16 protein-coding genes are annotated in these 20166 nt (G+C 38.6%); 10 read left to right on the top strand and 6 right to left on the bottom strand.

Annotated elements, in window-relative coordinates; translation table 11 throughout:
* Position 1 precedes the first annotated feature (1 nt).
* Genes ACIQVU_RS03405 through pyrE form a run of 7 tightly spaced genes read left to right on the top strand, consistent with a single transcriptional unit; the run spans position 2 to position 8589 of the window.
* Positions 2-1279: a dihydroorotase gene (locus tag ACIQVU_RS03405; protein WP_340804660.1), complete on the top strand. Its 1278-nt coding sequence runs from the start codon at positions 2-4 to the stop codon at positions 1277-1279.
* A complete protein-coding gene (gene carA, locus ACIQVU_RS03400; RefSeq protein ID WP_340804661.1) occupies positions 1279-2379 on the top strand; it encodes a glutamine-hydrolyzing carbamoyl-phosphate synthase small subunit in 1101 nt (366 codons plus the stop codon). The genes ACIQVU_RS03405 and carA overlap by 1 nt, the downstream gene beginning before the upstream one ends.
* Positions 2372-5569: a carbamoyl-phosphate synthase large subunit gene (gene carB, locus ACIQVU_RS03395; protein ID WP_340804662.1), complete on the top strand. Its 3198-nt coding sequence runs from the start codon at positions 2372-2374 to the stop codon at positions 5567-5569. The genes carA and carB overlap by 8 nt, the downstream gene beginning before the upstream one ends.
* A gap of 1 nt (position 5570) precedes the next feature.
* Complete coding sequence (locus tag ACIQVU_RS03390) at positions 5571-6344, top strand: dihydroorotate dehydrogenase electron transfer subunit (protein WP_340804663.1); 774 nt, start codon at positions 5571-5573, stop codon at positions 6342-6344.
* Positions 6341-7252 (top strand): dihydroorotate dehydrogenase, encoded by a 912-nt coding sequence (locus ACIQVU_RS03385; protein WP_340804664.1) that lies wholly within the window; start codon positions 6341-6343, stop codon positions 7250-7252. The genes ACIQVU_RS03390 and ACIQVU_RS03385 overlap by 4 nt, the downstream gene beginning before the upstream one ends.
* On the top strand, positions 7252-7956 hold the full coding sequence (gene pyrF / locus ACIQVU_RS03380) for an orotidine-5'-phosphate decarboxylase (RefSeq protein ID WP_402893845.1): 705 nt from the start codon (positions 7252-7254) through the stop codon (positions 7954-7956). The genes ACIQVU_RS03385 and pyrF overlap by 1 nt, the downstream gene beginning before the upstream one ends.
* A 3-nt stretch (positions 7957-7959) precedes the next feature.
* Complete coding sequence (pyrE, locus tag ACIQVU_RS03375; protein ID WP_340804666.1) at positions 7960-8589, top strand: orotate phosphoribosyltransferase; 630 nt, start codon at positions 7960-7962, stop codon at positions 8587-8589.
* Between the two features lie 362 nt (positions 8590-8951).
* On the opposite strand, the gene ACIQVU_RS03370 is transcribed toward pyrE, so the two are convergent.
* The 6 genes from ACIQVU_RS03370 to ACIQVU_RS03345 form a co-directional block, all read right to left on the bottom strand.
* On the bottom strand, positions 8952-9878 hold the full coding sequence (locus ACIQVU_RS03370) for an ABC transporter ATP-binding protein (RefSeq protein ID WP_402893843.1): 927 nt from the start codon (positions 9876-9878) through the stop codon (positions 8952-8954).
* Positions 9871-10926: an ABC transporter ATP-binding protein gene (locus ACIQVU_RS03365; RefSeq protein ID WP_340804669.1), complete on the bottom strand. Its 1056-nt coding sequence runs from the start codon at positions 10924-10926 to the stop codon at positions 9871-9873. The genes ACIQVU_RS03370 and ACIQVU_RS03365 overlap by 8 nt, the downstream gene beginning before the upstream one ends.
* Positions 10927-10939: 13 nt before the next feature.
* Entirely contained in the window at positions 10940-11860 is a 921-nt protein-coding gene (locus ACIQVU_RS03360; protein WP_340804670.1) for an ABC transporter permease, read from the bottom strand.
* Positions 11860-12789 (bottom strand): ABC transporter permease, encoded by a 930-nt coding sequence (locus ACIQVU_RS03355; protein ID WP_340804671.1) that lies wholly within the window; start codon positions 12787-12789, stop codon positions 11860-11862. The genes ACIQVU_RS03360 and ACIQVU_RS03355 overlap by 1 nt, the downstream gene beginning before the upstream one ends.
* Before the next feature lie 147 nt (positions 12790-12936).
* Positions 12937-14595 (bottom strand): peptide ABC transporter substrate-binding protein, encoded by a 1659-nt coding sequence (locus ACIQVU_RS03350; protein ID WP_340804672.1) that lies wholly within the window; start codon positions 14593-14595, stop codon positions 12937-12939.
* Positions 14596-16335: 1740 nt separating this feature from the next.
* Positions 16336-18030, bottom strand: coding sequence for an Rqc2 family fibronectin-binding protein (locus ACIQVU_RS03345; protein ID WP_340804674.1), 1695 nt, complete (start codon positions 18028-18030; stop codon positions 16336-16338).
* A gap of 260 nt (positions 18031-18290) precedes the next feature.
* Between ACIQVU_RS03345 and ACIQVU_RS03340 the strand changes: the two genes are divergently transcribed.
* Genes ACIQVU_RS03340 through rpoZ form a run of 3 tightly spaced genes read left to right on the top strand, consistent with a single transcriptional unit; the run spans position 18291 to position 20059 of the window.
* Positions 18291-19166, top strand: coding sequence for a YicC/YloC family endoribonuclease (locus ACIQVU_RS03340; protein ID WP_340804675.1), 876 nt, complete (start codon positions 18291-18293; stop codon positions 19164-19166).
* 43 nt (positions 19167-19209) lie between these two features.
* Positions 19210-19827 (top strand): guanylate kinase, encoded by a 618-nt coding sequence (gene gmk, locus ACIQVU_RS03335; protein ID WP_340804677.1) that lies wholly within the window; start codon positions 19210-19212, stop codon positions 19825-19827.
* Positions 19828-19831: 4 nt separating this feature from the next.
* Positions 19832-20059 (top strand): DNA-directed RNA polymerase subunit omega, encoded by a 228-nt coding sequence (gene rpoZ / locus ACIQVU_RS03330; RefSeq protein WP_053993872.1) that lies wholly within the window; start codon positions 19832-19834, stop codon positions 20057-20059.
* Positions 20060-20166: the final 107 nt, after the last annotated feature.

Below are 20166 nucleotides of genomic sequence, written 5' to 3'. Positions count from 1 at the left end.
GATGGCAAAGGTACTTCGAAATGTGCAAATGGTAAATGAGCAAGGTGAGCTACAAACAGTTAATATCGCTATGGCGAATGGCAAGATTACAGCAATTGGACAGGACGTTTCTGTAGCGGATGCTGAAATTATTGAAGGGAACGGATTTATTGTTGCGCCAGGTTTTGTTGATGTACATACACATTTACGTGAGCCAGGCTTTGAGCATAAAGAAACAATTGCAACAGGGTCAGCATCAGCAGCAAAAGGAGGCTTTACAACAATTTGTGCAATGCCAAATACAAAACCAGTACCAGACTCTGTTGAAAATATGCAGCTGATTAATGGGCTTATTCAGGAAAGTGCTGTTATTCGCGTATTGCCATATGGCTCTCTTACAAAGGATATTTCAGGTGAGGTGCGTACAAATATTGAGCAATTAAAAGCACATGGCGCTGTTGCGTTTTCAGACGATGGTGTAGGCATTCAGCTTGCGGCTACAATGTATGAGCAAATGAAAGATGCAGCGGAGCATGATATGGTTGTTGTGGCACATTGTGAAGATAATTCATTAATTTATGATGGTGTCATGCATGAAGGTAAGCGTAATAAGGAGCTTGGGCTTCCAGGTATCCCTTCCATTTGTGAGTCAGTACAAATCGCACGAGATGTTTTATTAGCGGAGGCAGCAGGTGCACGCTACCATGTTTGTCATGTGTCAACAAAAGAATCTGTACGTGCAGTAAGAGATGCAAAGGCAGCAGGGATTCGTGTCACAGCAGAGGTTTGTCCGCACCACTTATTGCTAGAGGAAATGGATATTCCAGCAGATGATGCAAACTGGAAAATGAACCCGCCATTACGTGCAGCTGATGATAAGGATTCCCTGCATGCCGCACTACTTGATGGCACAATTGACTGTATTGCAACAGACCATGCACCACATACGGTTGAGGAAAAATGCTGTGGTATGGTTGGTGCACCATTTGGCATCGTTGGCTTTGAAACAGCCTTCCCACTGCTTTATACACAATTTGTAGAAACAGGAAAATGGTCATTAAAGCAATTAATCGATTGGATGACTGTAAAAGCAGCAGCTATTTTTGACCTTCCATACGGCACATTAGCGGTAGGTGCTTCGGCTGATATGGTGTTAATTGATCTTGAAAAAGAGCAAACAGTTAATGCAGAGGGCTTTGTATCAAAAGGGCGCAATACACCATTCAATGGTTGGGTAGCGAAAGGCTGGCCAGTAGTAACAATTTTTGAAGGCAATATCGTATATCAGGAGGCAGAGTAATGAAAAAACGTTTACTAATTTTAGAAGATGGCACAGTGTTTACAGGTACGGCATTCGGTAGTGATCGCGCTTCACAAGGTGAGGTTGTATTTACAACAGGTATGACGGGTTATCAGGAATCAATCTCTGATCCTTCATTTTACGGACAAATTGTTACTATCACATATCCATTAGTTGGGAATTATGGCATTAATCGTGATGATTTTGAATCTATTACACCTGTTATTCGTGGGTTTGTTGTACGTGAATTAGCCAAAACACCTTCCAACTTCCGCTGTGATTTAACGGTTGATGACTATTTAACATCAAAGGATATCCCAGGTATTGAAGGGATTGATACACGCAAATTAACACGTATTATTCGTAGTAAAGGATCAGTAAAAGCGATTTTAACGGCTGCTGATGAAGAAGTAAATGTGGATGAAATTGTGGCACAACTACAAGCAACACCAGCCATTACGCACCATGTACGTGAAGTATCGCCAAAAGCTGCCTATCCATCTCCTGGACGTGGTAAACGAGTTGTGCTAATTGATTATGGTATGAAGCACGGTATTCTTCGTGAATTAAATAAACGTGACTGTGATGTGCTTGTTGTGCCTTATAATACGCCTGCTGAGGAAATTTTAGCTTGGCATCCAGACGGCATTATGCTATCAAACGGACCAGGGAACCCTGACGAGGTGCCAGAAGGTATTGAAACAGTGCGCAATCTTATTGGGAAAGTACCAATGTTTGGCATTTGCTTAGGTCACCAAATCTTTTCATTAGCTTGTGGCGCAAAATCCTTCAAATTACCGTTTGGACACCGTGGTGGTAACCATCCTGTAAAAGATTTACGCACAGGTCGCACAGATTTAACATCTCAAAACCATGGCTATGCCATTGATATTGAATCATTAAAAGATACAGACTTAGAATTAACACATATCGCGTTAAATGACGGTACATGTGAGGGTGTACGTCATAAGAAATATCCAATTTTTACAGTGCAATATCATCCAGAAGCATCACCAGGACCAGAAGATTCAAACCACTTATTTGATGAATTCATCGAAATGATGGAAGTAGAAGCAGGGAAGGGGAAACAACATGCCTAAACGTACAGATATTGAAACTATTTTAGTAATCGGCTCAGGCCCAATCGTTATCGGACAAGCAGCAGAATTTGACTATGCAGGAACACAAGCTTGTCTTTCCTTAAAAGAAGAAGGCTACCGTGTTATTTTAATCAATTCAAACCCTGCAACAATTATGACAGATACAGAAATTGCAGATAAAGTCTATATCGAGCCAATTTCACTTGATTTCGTATCACGTATTTTACGTAAAGAACGTCCAGATGCTATTTTACCGACACTTGGTGGACAAACAGGCTTAAATATGGCCATTGAATTAGATGAATCAGGTATTTTAGACGAGCTCGGCATTGAAATTCTTGGGACAAAATTAGAGGCAATTCATAAAGCGGAAGACCGTGATTTATTCCGTAATTTAATGTACGAGCTAGGTGCGCCAGTACCTGAATCTGATATTATCCATAACTTAGATGAAGCAAAAAGCTTTGTTGCAAAAATCGGCTATCCTGTAATTGTTCGTCCAGCATTTACGCTTGGCGGTACAGGCGGTGGTATTTGTTATAATGATCAAGATTTAGAGGAAATCGTAACATCTGGTCTAAAATATTCGCCAGTAACACAGTGTCTTCTTGAAAAATCAATCGCAGGCTATAAAGAGATTGAATATGAGGTAATGCGTGATGCGGCTGACAATGCCATTGTTGTATGTAATATGGAAAACGTTGACCCAGTAGGTATTCATACAGGTGATTCCATTGTAGTTGCCCCAACACAAACATTATCAGATCGTGAAAACCAAATGCTACGCAATATTTCATTAGATATTATTCGTGCATTAAAAATCGAAGGTGGCTGTAACGTTCAGCTAGCACTTGATCCATATAGCTTTAATTACTATGTAATCGAAGTAAACCCACGTGTATCACGTTCATCTGCATTAGCATCTAAAGCGACAGGCTATCCAATTGCGAAGCTAGCTGCTAAAATTGCTGTTGGTTTAACATTAGATGAAATTAAAAACCCTGTAACAGGCTCAACATATGCATGCTTCGAGCCTGCATTGGACTATATTGTAGCGAAAATTCCACGCTGGCCGTTCGATAAATTTGAATCAGCGAAACGTAATCTTGGTACACAAATGAAGGCAACTGGTGAGGTAATGGCACTAGGTCGTACATTTGAGGAAGCAATGTTAAAGGCTGTACGTTCATTGGAAACAGGTCAAGTACACTTAGAGCTAAAACATGCTGAAGATAACTCAGATGCTTGGGTTGAAAAGCGTATACGTAAAGCTGGGGATGAGCGTTTATTCTTTATTGGTGAAGCATTACGCCGCGGTGTTACAATTGAACAAATTCATGAATGGTCGGCAATTGACTTATTCTTCTTAAATAAATTTAAAAATATCATTGATATGGAGCAAACACTTGCTAACAATAAAAATGATAAAGAAGTATTACGTACAGCAAAACGTTTAGGCTTTGCTGATAAGAAAATTGCAGAACTTTGGGAAACAACACCAGAAGCGATTTATGCTTATCGTAAAGAGCAAGGCATTATTCCTGTCTATAAAATGGTTGATACATGTGCAGCGGAATTTGCTTCAGAAACACCATATTTCTATGGCACATATGAGGAAGAAAATGAATCCATTAAATCAGATAAGCCTTCTGTTGTGGTGCTTGGTTCAGGTCCAATCCGTATCGGTCAAGGGGTAGAATTCGACTATGCAACTGTCCACTCTGTATGGGCGATTCAAGAAGCTGGCTATGAAGCGATTATTATTAACTCAAATCCAGAAACGGTATCAACAGACTTCTCGATTTCAGATAAATTATACTTTGAGCCATTAACAATCGAGGATGTTATGCATATTATTGACCTAGAGCAACCGATTGGTGTTGTTGTGCAATTCGGTGGTCAAACAGCGATTAATCTTGCAGATAAATTAGCTGCCAATGGCGTGAAAATTTTAGGCACAACATTAGAAGATATTGACCGTGCAGAAAACCGTGATAAATTTGAGCAAGCTTTACATGAGTTAAATATTCCTCAACCAAAAGGAGAAACAGCAGTTTCGACAGAGGAAGCTCTTGCTATTGGTCAACGTTTAGGGTTCCCAGTGCTTGTTCGTCCTTCTTATGTACTTGGTGGACGTGCAATGGAGATTGTCTACAATGAAGAAGAGCTTCACCATTATATGGAGAACGCGGTAGAAGCATCACCAGATCATCCAGTGCTAGTAGACCGTTACTTAACAGGTCAAGAAATTGAAGTAGATGCAATTTGTGATGGTGAAAATGTATTAATTCCGGGGATTATGGAGCATATCGAGCGTGCAGGGGTTCACTCTGGTGACTCTATCTCTGTCTATCCTCCACAAAAGCTGACACAGGCACAAAAAGATACACTAGTGGATTATACAACTCGCCTTGCGAAAGGTCTTGGCATTATTGGCTTAATGAACATTCAATATGTTATTTCACAAGGAGATGTATTTGTTATAGAGGTGAACCCACGTTCATCACGTACAGTACCATTCTTAAGTAAAATTACGAATATCCCAATGGCGAACATTGCGACAAAAGCGATTCTTGGCAAGTCTATTGTTGAGCAAGGCTACCCAACAGGCTTAGCTCCTGAGCAAAATGGTGTCTTTGTGAAAGTACCAGTGTTCTCATTTGCAAAATTACGCCGTGTAGATATTACACTCGGCCCTGAAATGAAATCGACAGGGGAAGTAATGGGGAAAGATGCAACATTAGAAAAGGCTCTTTATAAAGGCTTAGTAGCAGCTGGTATGGAAATTCGTACAGAAGGTACAGTATTGTTTACGGTGTCTGATAAAGATAAGGAAGAAGCAATTGCACTAGCAAAACGTTTCTCAACAGTTGGCTATCGCATTGTAGCTACTGAAGGTACAGCGCGCAGCTTTGAAGCAGCAGGTGTACGCACAGATGTTGTTGGCAAAATCGGGGCAAAAGGGCAAACATTAATTGACCTTATCCAAAACGGTGAAGCTCAGCTTGTTGTCAACACATTAACAAAAGGTAAGCAGCCAGCGCGTGATGGCTTCCGAATCCGTCGTGAGTCTGTAGAAAATGGTGTGCCTTGTCTGACATCTCTAGATACAGCAGAAGCAATGGTACGTGTTATTGAATCGATGACATTTACAGCAGAACAAATGCCAAAAGCGGAGGTAGTACACTAATATGATATGTCAAGAGAAAATGACGGTCGTTTCTCAAAAGCAAATTGCGACAAACATTTTCGAACTGACACTTCGTGGGGAACTGGTTCAGGATATGACTCCTGGCCAGTTTGTCCATGTCAAGGTGTCAGATTCATTGGAGCCGCTTTTACGTCGACCAATTAGTATTGCAAATATTGATAAAGCCAATAGCGAATTTACGATGATTTATCGTGCAGAAGGGCGCGGTACAAAAGTGTTAGCAACAAATCGTGAGGGTCAGCAGGTCAATGTGCTTGGACCAATCGGTAATGGCTTCCCTATAGACGCAGTGCAAGAGGGAGGCACAGCACTACTAGTAGGTGGTGGTATCGGTGTACCGCCATTATATGAGTTATCTAAACAGCTTAATGCACGTGGTGTAAAAACAATCCATGTATTAGGCTTCCAAACAGAGGATGTATGCTTTTATGAGGATGAGTTTAATGCGCTTGGCGAAACACATTATGTGACAGTGGATGGCTCTAAAGGGACAAAGGGCTTTGTGACAAATGTATTAGAATCGCGTGCCCCAGAGTTCGATATCTTTTATTCCTGTGGACCATTGCCAATGCTCAAGGCATTAGAAAGCTTTTATCCAGAAAAAGAGGGTTATTTATCATTTGAAGAGCGTATGGGCTGTGGAATTGGCGCTTGCTTTGCTTGTGTTTGTCAAACAACAGATCAGATTGATAAAGACTATGTGAAAGTATGCTCTGATGGTCCAGTCTTCCCGAAAGGTACGGTGGCACTATGAGTCGTTTAGCAATGCAATTACCAGGCTTAGATTTAAAAAACCCTATTATGCCAGCTTCAGGCTGCTTCGGCTTTGGGCGTGAATATGCACAGCTTTATGATTTATCAAAGCTAGGTGCAATTATGATTAAGGCAACAACGGTTGAAACGCGTGCTGGGAATCCAACACCGCGCGTTGCCGAAACAGCAGCAGGAATGCTAAATGCCATCGGGCTACAAAATCCAGGCATTGAAAAAGTGATGAATGAGGAGCTAAAGTTTTTAGAGAGCTATGATGTGCCGATAATTGCCAATGTTGCAGGTACGGAAACAGCAGACTATGTAGAAGTGGCACGTCGTATTTCCACAGCGTCAAATGTAAAAGCATTGGAGCTTAATATTTCTTGTCCAAATGTTAAATGTGGTGGTATTCAATTTGGCACAGACCCAGCAACAGCACGCGAGCTAGTAGAGGCTGTCAAAGCGGTTTCTTCAGTGCCAGTTTATGTGAAGCTCTCGCCAAACGTGACAAGCATTGTAGATATTGCTGTAGCCGTTGAAGCGGGTGGCGCAGATGGTATTACAATGATTAATACGTTAGTAGGGATGCGTTTAGATGAGCGTACAGGTAAGCCAGTGATTGCAAATGGCACAGGTGGCTTATCAGGCCCAGCGGTGAAGCCAGTTGCAATACGCATGGTATATGAGGTATATAAAGCGGTAAATATTCCGATTATCGGTATGGGTGGTGTAACAGAGGCACAGGATGTCATTGATTTTATGTCTGCGGGTGCTTCAGCCGTTGCAGTAGGCACAGCCAACTTCGTTGACCACTTTGTATGCCCAACCATTATTGATGAATTACCAGCAAAGCTTGATGCATTAGGCGTAGAGCATATAACAGATATTATTGGAAGGAGCCATCGTTGATGAACACCAAACCTATATTAGCATTAGATTTTCCAGGAGAAAAAGAAGTATCCGATTTTCTTCAACAGTTCAATGAGCCTCTTTTCGTAAAAATTGGTATGGAATTATATATGCAAGAAGGACCTGATATTGTACGCAAAGTAAAGGATTTAGGGCATGATATTTTCCTAGATTTAAAATTACATGATATTCCAAATACAGTAGGCTCTGCAATGAAAGGGCTAGCAAAATTAGGTGTAGATTTAGTTAATGTCCATGCTGCAGGCGGGCGTCCAATGATGGAGGCAGCATTAGAAGGCCTTGAAGCGGGAACACCTGCTGGCAAAGAACGTCCAGCATTAATAGCTGTTACACAATTAACATCAACAACAGAAGAACAAATGCAAGCAGAGCAAAAAATTGCTCTCTCCTTGCAAGAATCTGTTTTGCACTATGCAAGTCTTACAAAGCAGGCTGGCCTACAAGGGGTTGTGTGCTCTGTCCATGAGGCGAAAGCTATTGCACAGACATGTGGAGAGGATTTTCTACGTGTCACACCCGGAATTCGTTTAGCAGGTGGTGCTGCACACGATCAAAAGCGTATTGCAACGCCAGATGGGGCTAAACGAGATGGTTCTTCATTGATTGTTGTAGGGCGTGCTGTAACAGGCGCACAAGACCCAGTAGCAGCATATAAAATCGTAACTGAATTATGGGAGGCATAAAGCATGACATTACAAAATGAAATCGCACACGCTATGTTAAAAGTAGGTGCTGTAGAATTAAATCCAACAGAATTATTTACATGGGCATCTGGCATAAAATCGCCAATTTACTGTGATACACGCTTAACAATCTCTGATCCAGTGATTCGTAAGCAATTAGCAAATGGCTTAGCCTCTGTTATTAAAGAGAGCTTTGGCGCAACAGAAATCGTTGCAGGTACAGCTACAGCAGGTATTCCTCATGCAGCATGGGTAAGTGATATTTTAGAATTACCGATGGTTTATGTACGTTCAAAAGCAAAGGAACATGGCCGTGGCAATCAGATCGAAGGAAAATATGCAGCAGGTCAAAAAGTTGTTGTAGTAGAAGATATCGTTTCAACAGGTGGTTCATCCATTACGGCTGTAGAAGCATTGCGTGCAGCAGGCTGTGAAGTGCTAGGTGTTGTTTGTGTGTACACATATAATCTACCACGTGCAGAGCAAGCCTTTGATGAGGCAGGCATTCAATATGTATCATTAACAAACTTTGATTATTTAATCGAAGCAGCAAATGAATCAGGCGCTATTCAACAAGAGGATATCCCATTCTTAAAAGAGTGGCACAGCAAGTTAAAAGCAGGCGAGCTATAATTTTTAAATTTTTACTACTAAAGTTTAGAACGCCTTAAATAAAAGTCAAAAGCAACTGTCGATAATTTTATCGATAGCTCAGATTGTAGACAAAAGGAATCGAGAAGTTCACGCTCGATTCCTTTTGTCATTTTTTCTTCTATAGTGTTTATTTTTAATATATACATGCTTATGGGAAAATTTCTTTGTGTAGCATCAATAAAAGGTAAAAATCCATAAAGATGTCCATGAATAGAAGATAAGAAGCTGATAAAAGATACACTTGGCACTTATTCATAGACAGTATAGCGGATTTTTACCTTTTATTATCAACTAAAAAAACTCCCATTACAGTGTGTAGACTGTTAATAGGAGCTTTATACTTATCTGTTCGCAACCCATGTTTTCACAAGGTCAGCAGTACCATATACATAATGCTGGTCGCCTACTTCGTGGTATGTTGCACTATCATCCACTTCTGTATGTTTGTACGGAATACGTTGACGGCGTTTTTCCGAGATTGGGTCAGGAAGTGGAATCGCTGATAATAATGATTTTGTGTATGGATGAACAGGGTGATTGTAAATATCATCTGCTTTTCCAATTTCCATAATTTTTCCACGGTACATCACAGCAATGCGATCACTGATGTATTTTACCATGGAGAGGTCATGGGCAATAAAAAGATATGTTAAGCCACGTTCTTTTTGAAGCTGCTTTAATAGGTTAACAACCTGTGCTTGAATCGATACATCAAGTGCTGAGATCGGCTCATCGGCAATAATAAACTTAGGGTCTAAGCTTAATGCACGAGCAATCCCAATACGTTGACGTTGACCACCAGAGAATTCGTGTGCGTAACGATTCGCATGCTCTTTGTTTAAACCGACAGCTTCAAGTAATTCTTGAATTTTTGCACGACGTTCCTTTTTATCCTTGTAAAGACCATGAATATCAAAGGCTTCACCAATGATTTCACCCGCTGTCATACGAGGGTTTAAAGACGCATAAGGGTCTTGGAAAATCATTTGCATTTGACGGTTAAACTTCTTTAACTCACTTTTAGATTTTTTTCCATGGACATTTTCACCATTGAAAATAATCTCACCATCTGTAATGTCGTATAAGCGAATAATTGAACGACCAGTTGTTGATTTACCACAGCCTGATTCACCCACAAGACCAAGTGTTTCACCTTCGTAAACATCGAAGCTAATACCGTCTACAGCTTTAATGGGATTAGCTGGCGAACCAAAATACTGCTTTACATTTTTGATTTCAAGAATTTTTTTCGCACCAGGTTTAGTCATTTTCTTGTGCCTCCTTTGCTAAATACCCTTCAATACGTTTAGCAACTGCATCAGGAAGAGGAACTTTTGGTGCATCAGGATGCAACAACCAAGTTTTTGCAAAATGCGTTTCGCTTACTTGGAACATTGGCGGCTCTTGTTCATAATCAATTTCCATTGCAAACTCATTACGTGCTGCAAATGCATCGCCTTTTGGCGGATTTGTTAAATCAGGCGGTGAGCCTGGAATTGTACGCAATAGCTCGTCTGTATCATTATCTAAATCAGGCATCGAGCCAAGTAGACCCCATGTGTAAGGGTGCTTTGGATTATAGAAAATATCATTAACAGTACCGTATTCAACGATTTGACCAGCATACATAACTGCCACACGATCAGCAACGTTTGCCACAACACCTAAATCGTGTGTAATGAAAATGATAGATGTTTTCGAGTTTTTTTGAATTTCTTTCATTAGCTCTAAAATTTGTGCTTGAATTGTTACGTCTAAAGCTGTTGTCGGTTCATCGGCAATTAGCAGCTTTGGATCAGCAGCAAGTGCGATAGCGATAACAACACGCTGACGCATACCACCTGAAAATTCATGTGGATATTGGTTATAGCGTTTTTCAGGGAAGGGGATACCTACCTGTGATAAAAGCTCGATTGCACGTTTTTTCGCATCAGCTTTTGAAACCTTTTTATGTTGCAAAATTACTTCAGTTATTTGACGTCCGACCTTCATTGTTGGATTCAAACTTGTCATTGGATCTTGGAAAATCATTGCAATTTCATTTCCACGTACTTTTGACATTTCTTTATCTGTTAGTGGTACTAAATCACGACCATTGAATAAAATTTGTCCTGACGCATAAATACCAGGTGGCTGTGGAATTAGTTTCATTAATGCATTACTCGTAACACTTTTACCAGAACCTGATTCACCAACTATAGCGAGCGTTTCACCTTCCTTTAAATCAAAGGTAACACCACGTACAGCATGAACAAGTCCTGCATAGGTTTTAAAGTTAATTCTTAAATCTTTTACTTCTAAAATTGTTTTACTCATTACGGCCACCTCCTTATTTACGTAGTTTTGGATCAAGTGCATCACGTAAGCCGTCACCAACTGCATTAAATGCAAAGATTGTTAGTGAAATAAATACTGCCGGGAAAATTAAGCGCCAAGGAGCATTCGCAATGGCTTTATTCCCATCAGATGCCATTGTACCCCAAGAAGCTGTTGGAGCAGGTACACCAAGACCAAGATAACTTAAGAATGACTCAGTGAAAATAGCAGATGGAATTGTTAATGTCATTGTTACTAAAATTGCACCAAGAGCATTTGGAATTAAATGTTTGATAATTAAATGACTTGTACTAGCCCCTAATGTACGAGCTGCAAGTACATATTCTTGATTTTTAATGGATAATACTTCACCACGCACAATACGAGCCATATTAATCCAACCAGTGATAGATAAGGCAACAATCATTGGAATTAAGCCAGGCTGCATAACAACTAGTAAGACGATTACAACTAATAGGTAAGGTACAGCTGTTAAAACATCGGCAATACGCATCATAATATTATCAACACGACCACCTGCTAAACCTGAAATACTGCCCCAAATAACACCGATAATTAAATCAATAATTGCTGCGGCAATTCCGATAAAGAGGGAGATACGAGCACCTTCCCAAATACGAACGAAAATATCACGACCAAGGTCATCTGTTCCAAACCAAAATTGTGCAGACGGCGGTGCATTATAAACACCTAATTGATCACTTGCTTTATATTGAGAGAACATTGGTACAAACGTAGCCATTAAAATAACAATAATTAAAATAATGATCCCAACAATGGCTAATTTGTTATGAGAGAAACGGATAAATACTTCCTTCCAAAAGGAAACGGATTTATCGGCTAATTTTTCCGTTACTTCATGATTACCACCAACAATTTTAAACTTATCTTTTTCAATTTGTTGCTGTGTCATTATTTTTTCGCTCCTTTCAGTTTAATACGCGGATCAATCACACTATATAAAATATCAACGATTAATACCGCAAATAAAAGGATGATGGAGAAGAACACTGTCGTACCCATAATAACGGTATAGTCACGGTTTGTAATACTTTGAACGAAGTGTTTCCCAAGCCCAGGAATAGCGAAAATTTGCTCAATAATGAAACTACCTGTTACAACACCCGCTGTTAATGGACCTAAATAAGTGACAACTGGAAGTAGCGCATTACGCAAAGTATGACGGAAAACGATTGTCCATTTCCCAATCCCTTTCGCACGAGCCATTTTTACATAGTCACTATTGTTTTGTTCAAGCATACTTGAACGCGTTAATTTTGCAATAAAGCCCATATGAGTTAAAGCAATTGCAAAGGCAGGTAATATACTATAAACAAAGCCTTTCCATCCACTAATCGGGAACAAACCTAGCTTAAAGGCTAAGAAATACTGCATTAATCCCGCTAAAATAAATGAAGGTACTGAAATAAATAACACCGCAAAGGACGTTGCCAAATAATCCGGGAACTTATTATGATATAGCGCGGAAACTACGCCTATTAAAATACCAAATCCAACTGCCAATAGCATAGCTTCAATCCCTAATGTTAACGAAACAGGGAAACTTTCTGCAATCATATCATTTGTCGAACGCGCTTTATATTTCATGGACTCACCGAAATTGAAAGTGGCCGTATCGATTAAATAATCTTTATATTGTATATACCAAGGGTTATTTAATCCATACGTTTCGTTTAACTTCTCCTCAATTTGAGGTGGGAAATTACGTTCGCTCGCAAAAGGGCTACCAGGAGCGAGACGCATTAAGAAAAACGTAACAGTTACGATGACGAAAAGCGCGAGAAGTATATACATCAGCCTTTTCAAAATATATTTAATCACATAAAACTCCTCCTTCTATTTGTCAATTGTCAGACAAATATATGCCTTCGTATTTTAAAAAGAGCTGACTCGCGCCATAGTGGCTACGAGGCAGCTCTTTGTTGTAGAGCTAAATAAGTGAAATAAAATAATGTGAAAAAATTATTTTTATTCTACTACAACCTCTTTAAGTGAAATGTTACCAAGGATATCTGCTTGCATGTTTTTCACGTTATCTTGTACTACAGAAAGATTTGTGTAGTAGTAGATAGGTGCAACAGGGAATTCAGCCATAGCAACTGCTTCAGCTTGTTTTAAAAGCTCAAGACGTTTAGCTGGATCTACTTCTGTATTAGATTGTTCTAATAATTTTTTGTACTCTGGGTTTTCCCAGCCAGTATCGTTATTTCCATTGTCAGCAGTATCATACATTTCTAAGAATGTATAAGCATCATTGTAGTCACCAACCCAGCCCATACGTCCAGCTTGGTAATCTAATTGGTTAAGCTTTTCTAAATAAACTTGCCATTCAGAGTTATCAAGACCTACAGTAATACCAAGGTTTTTCGTCCAGCCCTCTTGAATGAATTGAGCGATAGCAGCGTGTGCTTCACTAGTGTTGTAAGAAATATTAACTGTAATATCTGCTGGGTTTGTAATACCAAGTTCTTGCATACCAGCTTCAAGTGCAGCTTTAGCTTCTTCGATATCATTGTCTTTGAAGTAACCACGGTCTTCTTCAAAGCCATTAACTGCGATAGGAACCATACCTAATGCAGGTTTTTGTTCACCTTTAGTAACATTGTCAATTAAACCTTGACGATCAATTGCTAATGTTAACGCTTTACGAATGTTAGCGTTTCCAGTAAATTTATCAGTTGTGTTTAGCTTGTACCAATAAACAGAAGCTTGGTCAGCAATTTTTAATGAACCGTCAGCTTTAAATTCTTCGATTGAGTCAAGTGCAACAGTTTGGAATGGTGCACCTAAGTAGTCGATTTCGCCACCTTTAAACATTGTAGCAGCAGTTGTTTCAGATTCTACCATACCGATATTAACTGTTTCTAAAGATACTTTATCAGCATCCCAGTATTCTGGATTTTTCTTTAATACAACAGTATCATTGTGTCTCCATTCAGCTAATGTGAATGGTCCGTTTGTTACATAGTTTTCACCAGCATCTGTATACCAATCATCATTACCTTCAACTACTTTTTGGTTTAATGGTGCATACGTTTTGAATGCTGTTAATTCTAAGAAGTAAGGTGTTGGGTTTTCTAAAGTTACAACTAAAGTTTTGTCATCTTCAGCTTTAATGCCTACATCATCAGCAGAACCTTCACCGTTGTTGTAAGCTGTAGCCCCTTTAATAGGGTAAAGAATTGAAGCATACTCCGAAAGGTTATCTGGGTTTAATGCCCATTTCCAAGCGTATTCGAAGTCACCAGCAGTTACTGGATCTCCATTTGACCATTTAGCATCACGTAATTTGAATGTGTATGTTTTTTGGTCTTCGCTAATTTCCCAACTTTCAGCCATAGCTGCAACCGGTTTAGCATCTGCATCAAGCGTTGTTAAACCTTCAAATGTGTTTGTAAGAATAACACCAGAAGTTGTATCAGTTGCTAATGCAGGGTGTAGTGATGGTGGCTCAGAAGCTACTACTAAATTTAATTCGCCACCTGATGAAGATGTTCCAGATGAACCAGAATCTTTACTGCCATCTTTTGAACTATCAGACGAATCTCCACCGAAGCCACATGCAGCAAGCACTAAAGAAAATACTGCAAGGACTGTTAATAATAAAAACTTTTTGTTTTTATTCATAGTGAATCCCCCTATACAATTTTTAAGCCTTTTTTGAAGCTCCTATTTAATATACCAAAAAAATCATTGTGTACAAAATAAAAAAGATTCGAATTTATCTAGTATTATCTGACATCTAAGAGAATAATAAATTTTTCCGATTTATTATGCTAAAGAAACAAAGTGCTTATATGATAAAAAAATGATATTAATAGATAGTTTATATCAAAAATAAAACAAAAATAAAAAAATGATTTACTATATCGAAAATTCCTATTTTTTTGATAATATTATTGATATTCCAAAAAATAAGTCAAAAGTCATGGAGGTATTACCTTAAGAGATTTGTATAGATTTGTAGAAAATTTATGTAAAACTCAGTGAATTGGTTTCTTTAGCAGGTAATTTTTTGTAGATTCTTATCGTGAAACATGAATATTTTTATCTATTAATGATATATAAGAAACTTGTTTTGTATTTTTTTAAGATTATGCCATTAGCAAGGTAAAAAAAGAAAAATAGAGAAAATGCACGAAAAAATATACTTTAATTTAGAAAAAATCGTCTTAAAAAAGTAGAGAGTTAGCTGAAATATATTTTTTTGGAATAGCTTCTAACTCGATTATGTATAGATGTATCTATGCTTAAGTCATAAGTTTTATTCCTCTATCAAATCGTTAAAAGATTGTTTGATTTTGTTGTAATCTCATCTATTTAAGTCGTGTTGTTTTCCTGAGAATGTCAATTGTCTTACTGATACGGACTAATTATGCAAATAATTACTAAAAATCAGCTACTTTGCTTATCGCAGATTTCTGTTACCTTTCGCTAGGAGAAATTTTATTGATTTCGATCAGGCATGGACTGTCGAAATAATAAGAAATATGTTTATATATGGTGAAAAGTCTATTGTCTTACTTGAATGAATAGTAGTTGATCGAGAGGTTTTTAATCAATAGTTAGCTTTAACAGAGAAATACCTATACTTTATTTTTTCTGATGGATTGAGTAGTGATATTTTATAGCTATATATAATAAGGAAGATTGTATATAAAAAATGCATGGAAGGGTACTTAGCAAAGGAGGCACAAAAAATGATTAAACCTGGTGCGAAAACCCTCTTGAAATCAAACATGTAAAATCGTAACTATCGTTCTTTAATTAACTTTATTAATGTATTCAAATCCAAATATAAGGGGATTTCAAAGTAAGAAGAAAGCCTTCTTAACTAATTTTTTTAGCTATTTTGTTATTAATTCCAATGCATGTTTTGGCAGAGGACTCCTTGGGAACATTCAATTTTGATTCAGGTAAAGTTTCACATCCTTATGACATGGTGAATTCAAAGAGAGAAGTGATGAAATATGAGGATTACAGTAAAAATTGTTTAACTCAAATGATGAGGGCATATGGAAAAGAAGGAACTGATAAAATATCAAATGAACGTATTGATTCTTCATCCATTAAAAATATTTAAGTGGTGCTGATGGTCGTAATGGTTCTTGTACAGGATATTAAGAGGACTCGATTTAAACCTAAGTAATAATCGTCAAGCAGGAGATATTGTGGAGTTTCTTGGAGTATAGAAAGCTTGCTATTAAAATAGCTTGATACATTCATATCAAAGTTATGAAAAAAACCATCCCTTATAATGGATATTTAAAATTAGTGTTTTTTAACTTGAAATTTTCTTACTACAAACAACAGCACCCTATAGGAGAGGCTTTTTAGCGTCCTATAGGGTGCTGCTTTAGTTGTTGATTACGATTGCTTTTTTAATTGTAAAACAACCGCTTCATCAGGGTCGATATACAATGTTTTTTGCTCGAAATAAATAACAAAACCAGGCTTTGCGCCATTTGGCTTTTTCACCTGACGAATTTCTGTGTAATCTACAGGCACAGAGGACGAATCTCTAGCCTTAGAAAAGTAAGCAGCTAGTGTAGCCGCCTCACGCAATGTTGTTTCATCGGGCTCACTTGAATGAATAACAACATGGGAGCCTGGAATATCCTTTGTATGCAGCCAAATCTCTGTGCGCTTTGCCAGCTTAAATGTGAGCATATCATTTTGCTTATTGTTCTTGCCAACAGAGATGGCTATACCTGTAGAGGATAGATAGCGTTCAGGCTCAGGCTTTGCTTGCTTTTTCTTTTTCTTGGCATGGCGCAATTTTAAATAGCCTTGCTCTGCTAGCTCCTCACGAATTTCCTCAATATCTCCAGGAGAGGCTTGTTGAACTTGCTGTGCCAGCATTTCAAGGTAAGCAATTTCCTCTTTTGTTTTTTCAAGCTGCTCTTGTACCATTACTAACGCATTTTTTGCCTTTGTATATTTTGTGTAATAGCTTTGCGCATTTTCAATCGGTGTTTTACGCTCACTAACTGGAATAGTAATTTCTTCGCCTGTTTCGCTATAGTAGTTTGTAACCGTTACTGCTGTAGCTCCCTTCTCAAAGGCATAAATATTTGCCATTAATAGCTCGCCATATAATTGGAATTGGTCGAGCTTGGAAGCACGCTCATAATCCTTTGTTAGCTTTTTCGTTTTTAAGGCAAGCTTCTCAATTTCATTATGCAGCCAGCGCTCTAAATCACCTGCCTGCTGCTTCACACGATCTCGCTCCGCACGTGCAAAAAACACACGGTCTAATAATGCATGAACATTTGGGTACAGGGATACCTCTCCCTGCAAATGTGTTAAGTCGATAGGGGAGAAGTATGTTTTGCCATTTGCAAGCACATACATAGGCTTTGCACCACCATTTGCAAAGGATGTCATAAACTCTCTAAAGCATACAGTTGCATTTTGAGCTGATGTCAGTCTATACAATAATTCCTCTGCATGAAGGGGTGAAAAGCCAGCAAACTGTGCTACGATTTCTTTGGCGTTTTTTGGCTCAGCAAAAAATATAGCTAGCTCGTCATCTGCTACGGTTAACGGATTCCATTTATGCTGTGCAGGTGGTGCAATATACGGCTGACCAGGTAATACTGTACGGAAGCTATTTACGGATGGCGGCAAATGCTTTAAGCTATCGATAATTTTTCCCTGTTCCTGATCAATCAATAGCAAATTACTATGTCTGCCCATAATTTCAGCATGTATTTCCCTAACAATTGGGTCACCAATTTCATTTTTGCTAGCAATTTCTACTATTATAATGCGGTCAAAATCGTGCTGTTTAATGGAAGCAATAAAGCCTCCCTCTAAATGCTTGCGCAGCAGCATGCAAAACATTGGGGGCTCTGCTGGGTTATCAATTGTTTGTTCCGTTAGATGAACGCGTGCATAGGAAGAATGAATCGAAAAAAGTAATTTATGATTTTTGCCATTTGCACGAATGTGTAATACGACCTCTTGGGCGTTTGGTTGATGTATTTTTGTAATGCGGCCTGTAACAAGCTGTTGTAGGTCGGCAGTTACTGCATAAGTAAATAAGCCATCAAATGCCATATAAATTCCTCTTTCCAACGATATTAAGCATCTTGGTACTTTCATATTTTTTCAATAGGCAGTTGCTTCAGCTATTGGCAAAGCATCCGCATCTGCATTTTTGTATGTTTATCATAGCATTTTTTAGGTGAATATTAAAATATAGCTTCAATTGTGGTAGAATTAGCTTTTACTCTCCTCAATTTTTTTGGAAGAGGCGGCATAATCGATAGCGCTTATGTTATAATAATTCCAGTATGCAAAGAAAGGTGTGACGAACCTTGGTGCGTAGTATGACTGGTTTTGGCAGAGGTGTCACAACAACTAGAAACTTTCAATTAACCGTAGAAATGCGCTCGGTCAACCATCGTTTTTTAGAAATTAATGCAAAATTTCCGAAAGAGTGGCTTGAAGCGGAAGTTTTTGCAAAGAAATTAATTTCTCAAGCTTTGTCACGCGGCAAAATTGATGTGATGGTATATGTGAAGGATTTAGAGAATGTAGAGCAATCTATTGAAATTAATTGGTCATTAATTGAAGCGTATCGTAAGGCAAAAGAACAGTTAGCCAGTAAAGTACCATTGGAAGAAAAATGGACGATGCAAGAGCTTTTATCGTTAGAGCAAGCACTTGTACAACAGAAACCACAGCTTACACCAGAGGATTTACTGCAAGCTGTTGAGCAGGCGATTTTACAAGCAATTGAACAGCTTGTACAAATGCGTGAGCGTGAAGGACAGGAATTGCAAGAAGTTGTTGTACAATATAAGGAACAGTTGATGGAGCAAGTGAATAAAATTCGTTCATATGCTACGCTTGCTGTTGAAAAATATCGTACACGATTAGTAGAACGGATTGCTGAAGTTGCAGATGGCGCATTGTTAGAAGATCGCTTATTAGCTGAAGTAGCGATTTTTGCAGAACGAGTAGATATCTCAGAAGAGTTAGATCGATTAGATAGTCATTTCAATCAGCTGGAGGAAACATTGCTTGAAACAATTTCAGTTGGACGGAAATTAGATTTTTTAATGCAGGAAATTCATCGTGAGATCAATACGATTGGTTCGAAAAATCAATCAACAGAAGCAGCTATTGCTGTTGTTCAGGCAAAAACAATATTAGAAAAGATGCGTGAGCAAGTTCAAAATATCGAATAACTCACACGTATCTGTTATAAATTAAGGGAGATATAGAGAATAAATGATAAAAGAACGTGGATTATTAATTGTTCTGTCTGGCCCATCTGGTGTAGGTAAAGGGACAGTGCGAAAAGAATTATTTTCTCAGCCGTATACGAATTATGAGTATTCTATCTCGATGACAACACGAAAGCCTCGCGAAGGTGAGGTAGATGGTGTAGACTATTTTTTCAAAACGCGTGAAGAATTTGAGGCGTTAATTGAACAGGGTGGTCTATTGGAGCACGCTGAATTTGTAGGAAACTACTATGGCACACCATTAGCCTATGTCAATGAAACACTTGATGCAGGGCGTGATGTATTTTTAGAGATTGAAGTGCAAGGTGCAGCACAAATTCGTAAAAAAGCGCCAGATGCCTTATTTATTTTCTTAGCCCCTCCAAGTTTAACGGAATTAAAGGATCGTTTAGTTGGGCGTGGGACAGAAACAGAGGATATTATTGCAAAACGTATTGCCACGGCAAGCGAAGAGCTTGAAATGATGAGCTTATACGACTATGTTGTGGAAAATGACGAAGTGACAAATGCCTGCGATCGTATTAATGCGATTATTAAAGCTGAGCATTGTCGTAGAGAACGTGTAGAAAAAAGATATTTGTCAATGTTGAGAGGAGAATAAATCCATGCTATATCCATCAGTAGATGCATTAAAAAAAGAAATTGATTCCAAGTATTCATTAGTGAGCCTTGCCTCTAAGCGTGCTCGTCAAATGCAGGAAGAGCCAGGTACAGAGCGCTTACACAAATATGTATCTTACAAATATGTAGGCAAAGCACTTGAAGAAGTAGCAGCAGGTGTACTTACAAAAGTATCACAGGATGAGTCAGCGGTATACGAGGACGAAATCTAATTGAAATGTAAAAAGCTATTTTTTAGTTCATTATCAAAGGGAAGGGTGATAGATAGTATAACAGCCCTCAGCGATGAGAAGGGACTATAAATGCGAGATTATACAGA

This window comes from Lysinibacillus sp. NPDC098008, from assembly GCF_044760715.1.
In the GTDB taxonomy this organism is placed as follows: domain Bacteria; phylum Bacillota; class Bacilli; order Bacillales_A; family Planococcaceae; genus Lysinibacillus.
Note: the sequence above shows the minus strand (reverse complement) of the source record. Positions and strands in the feature narration are given on the sequence as shown.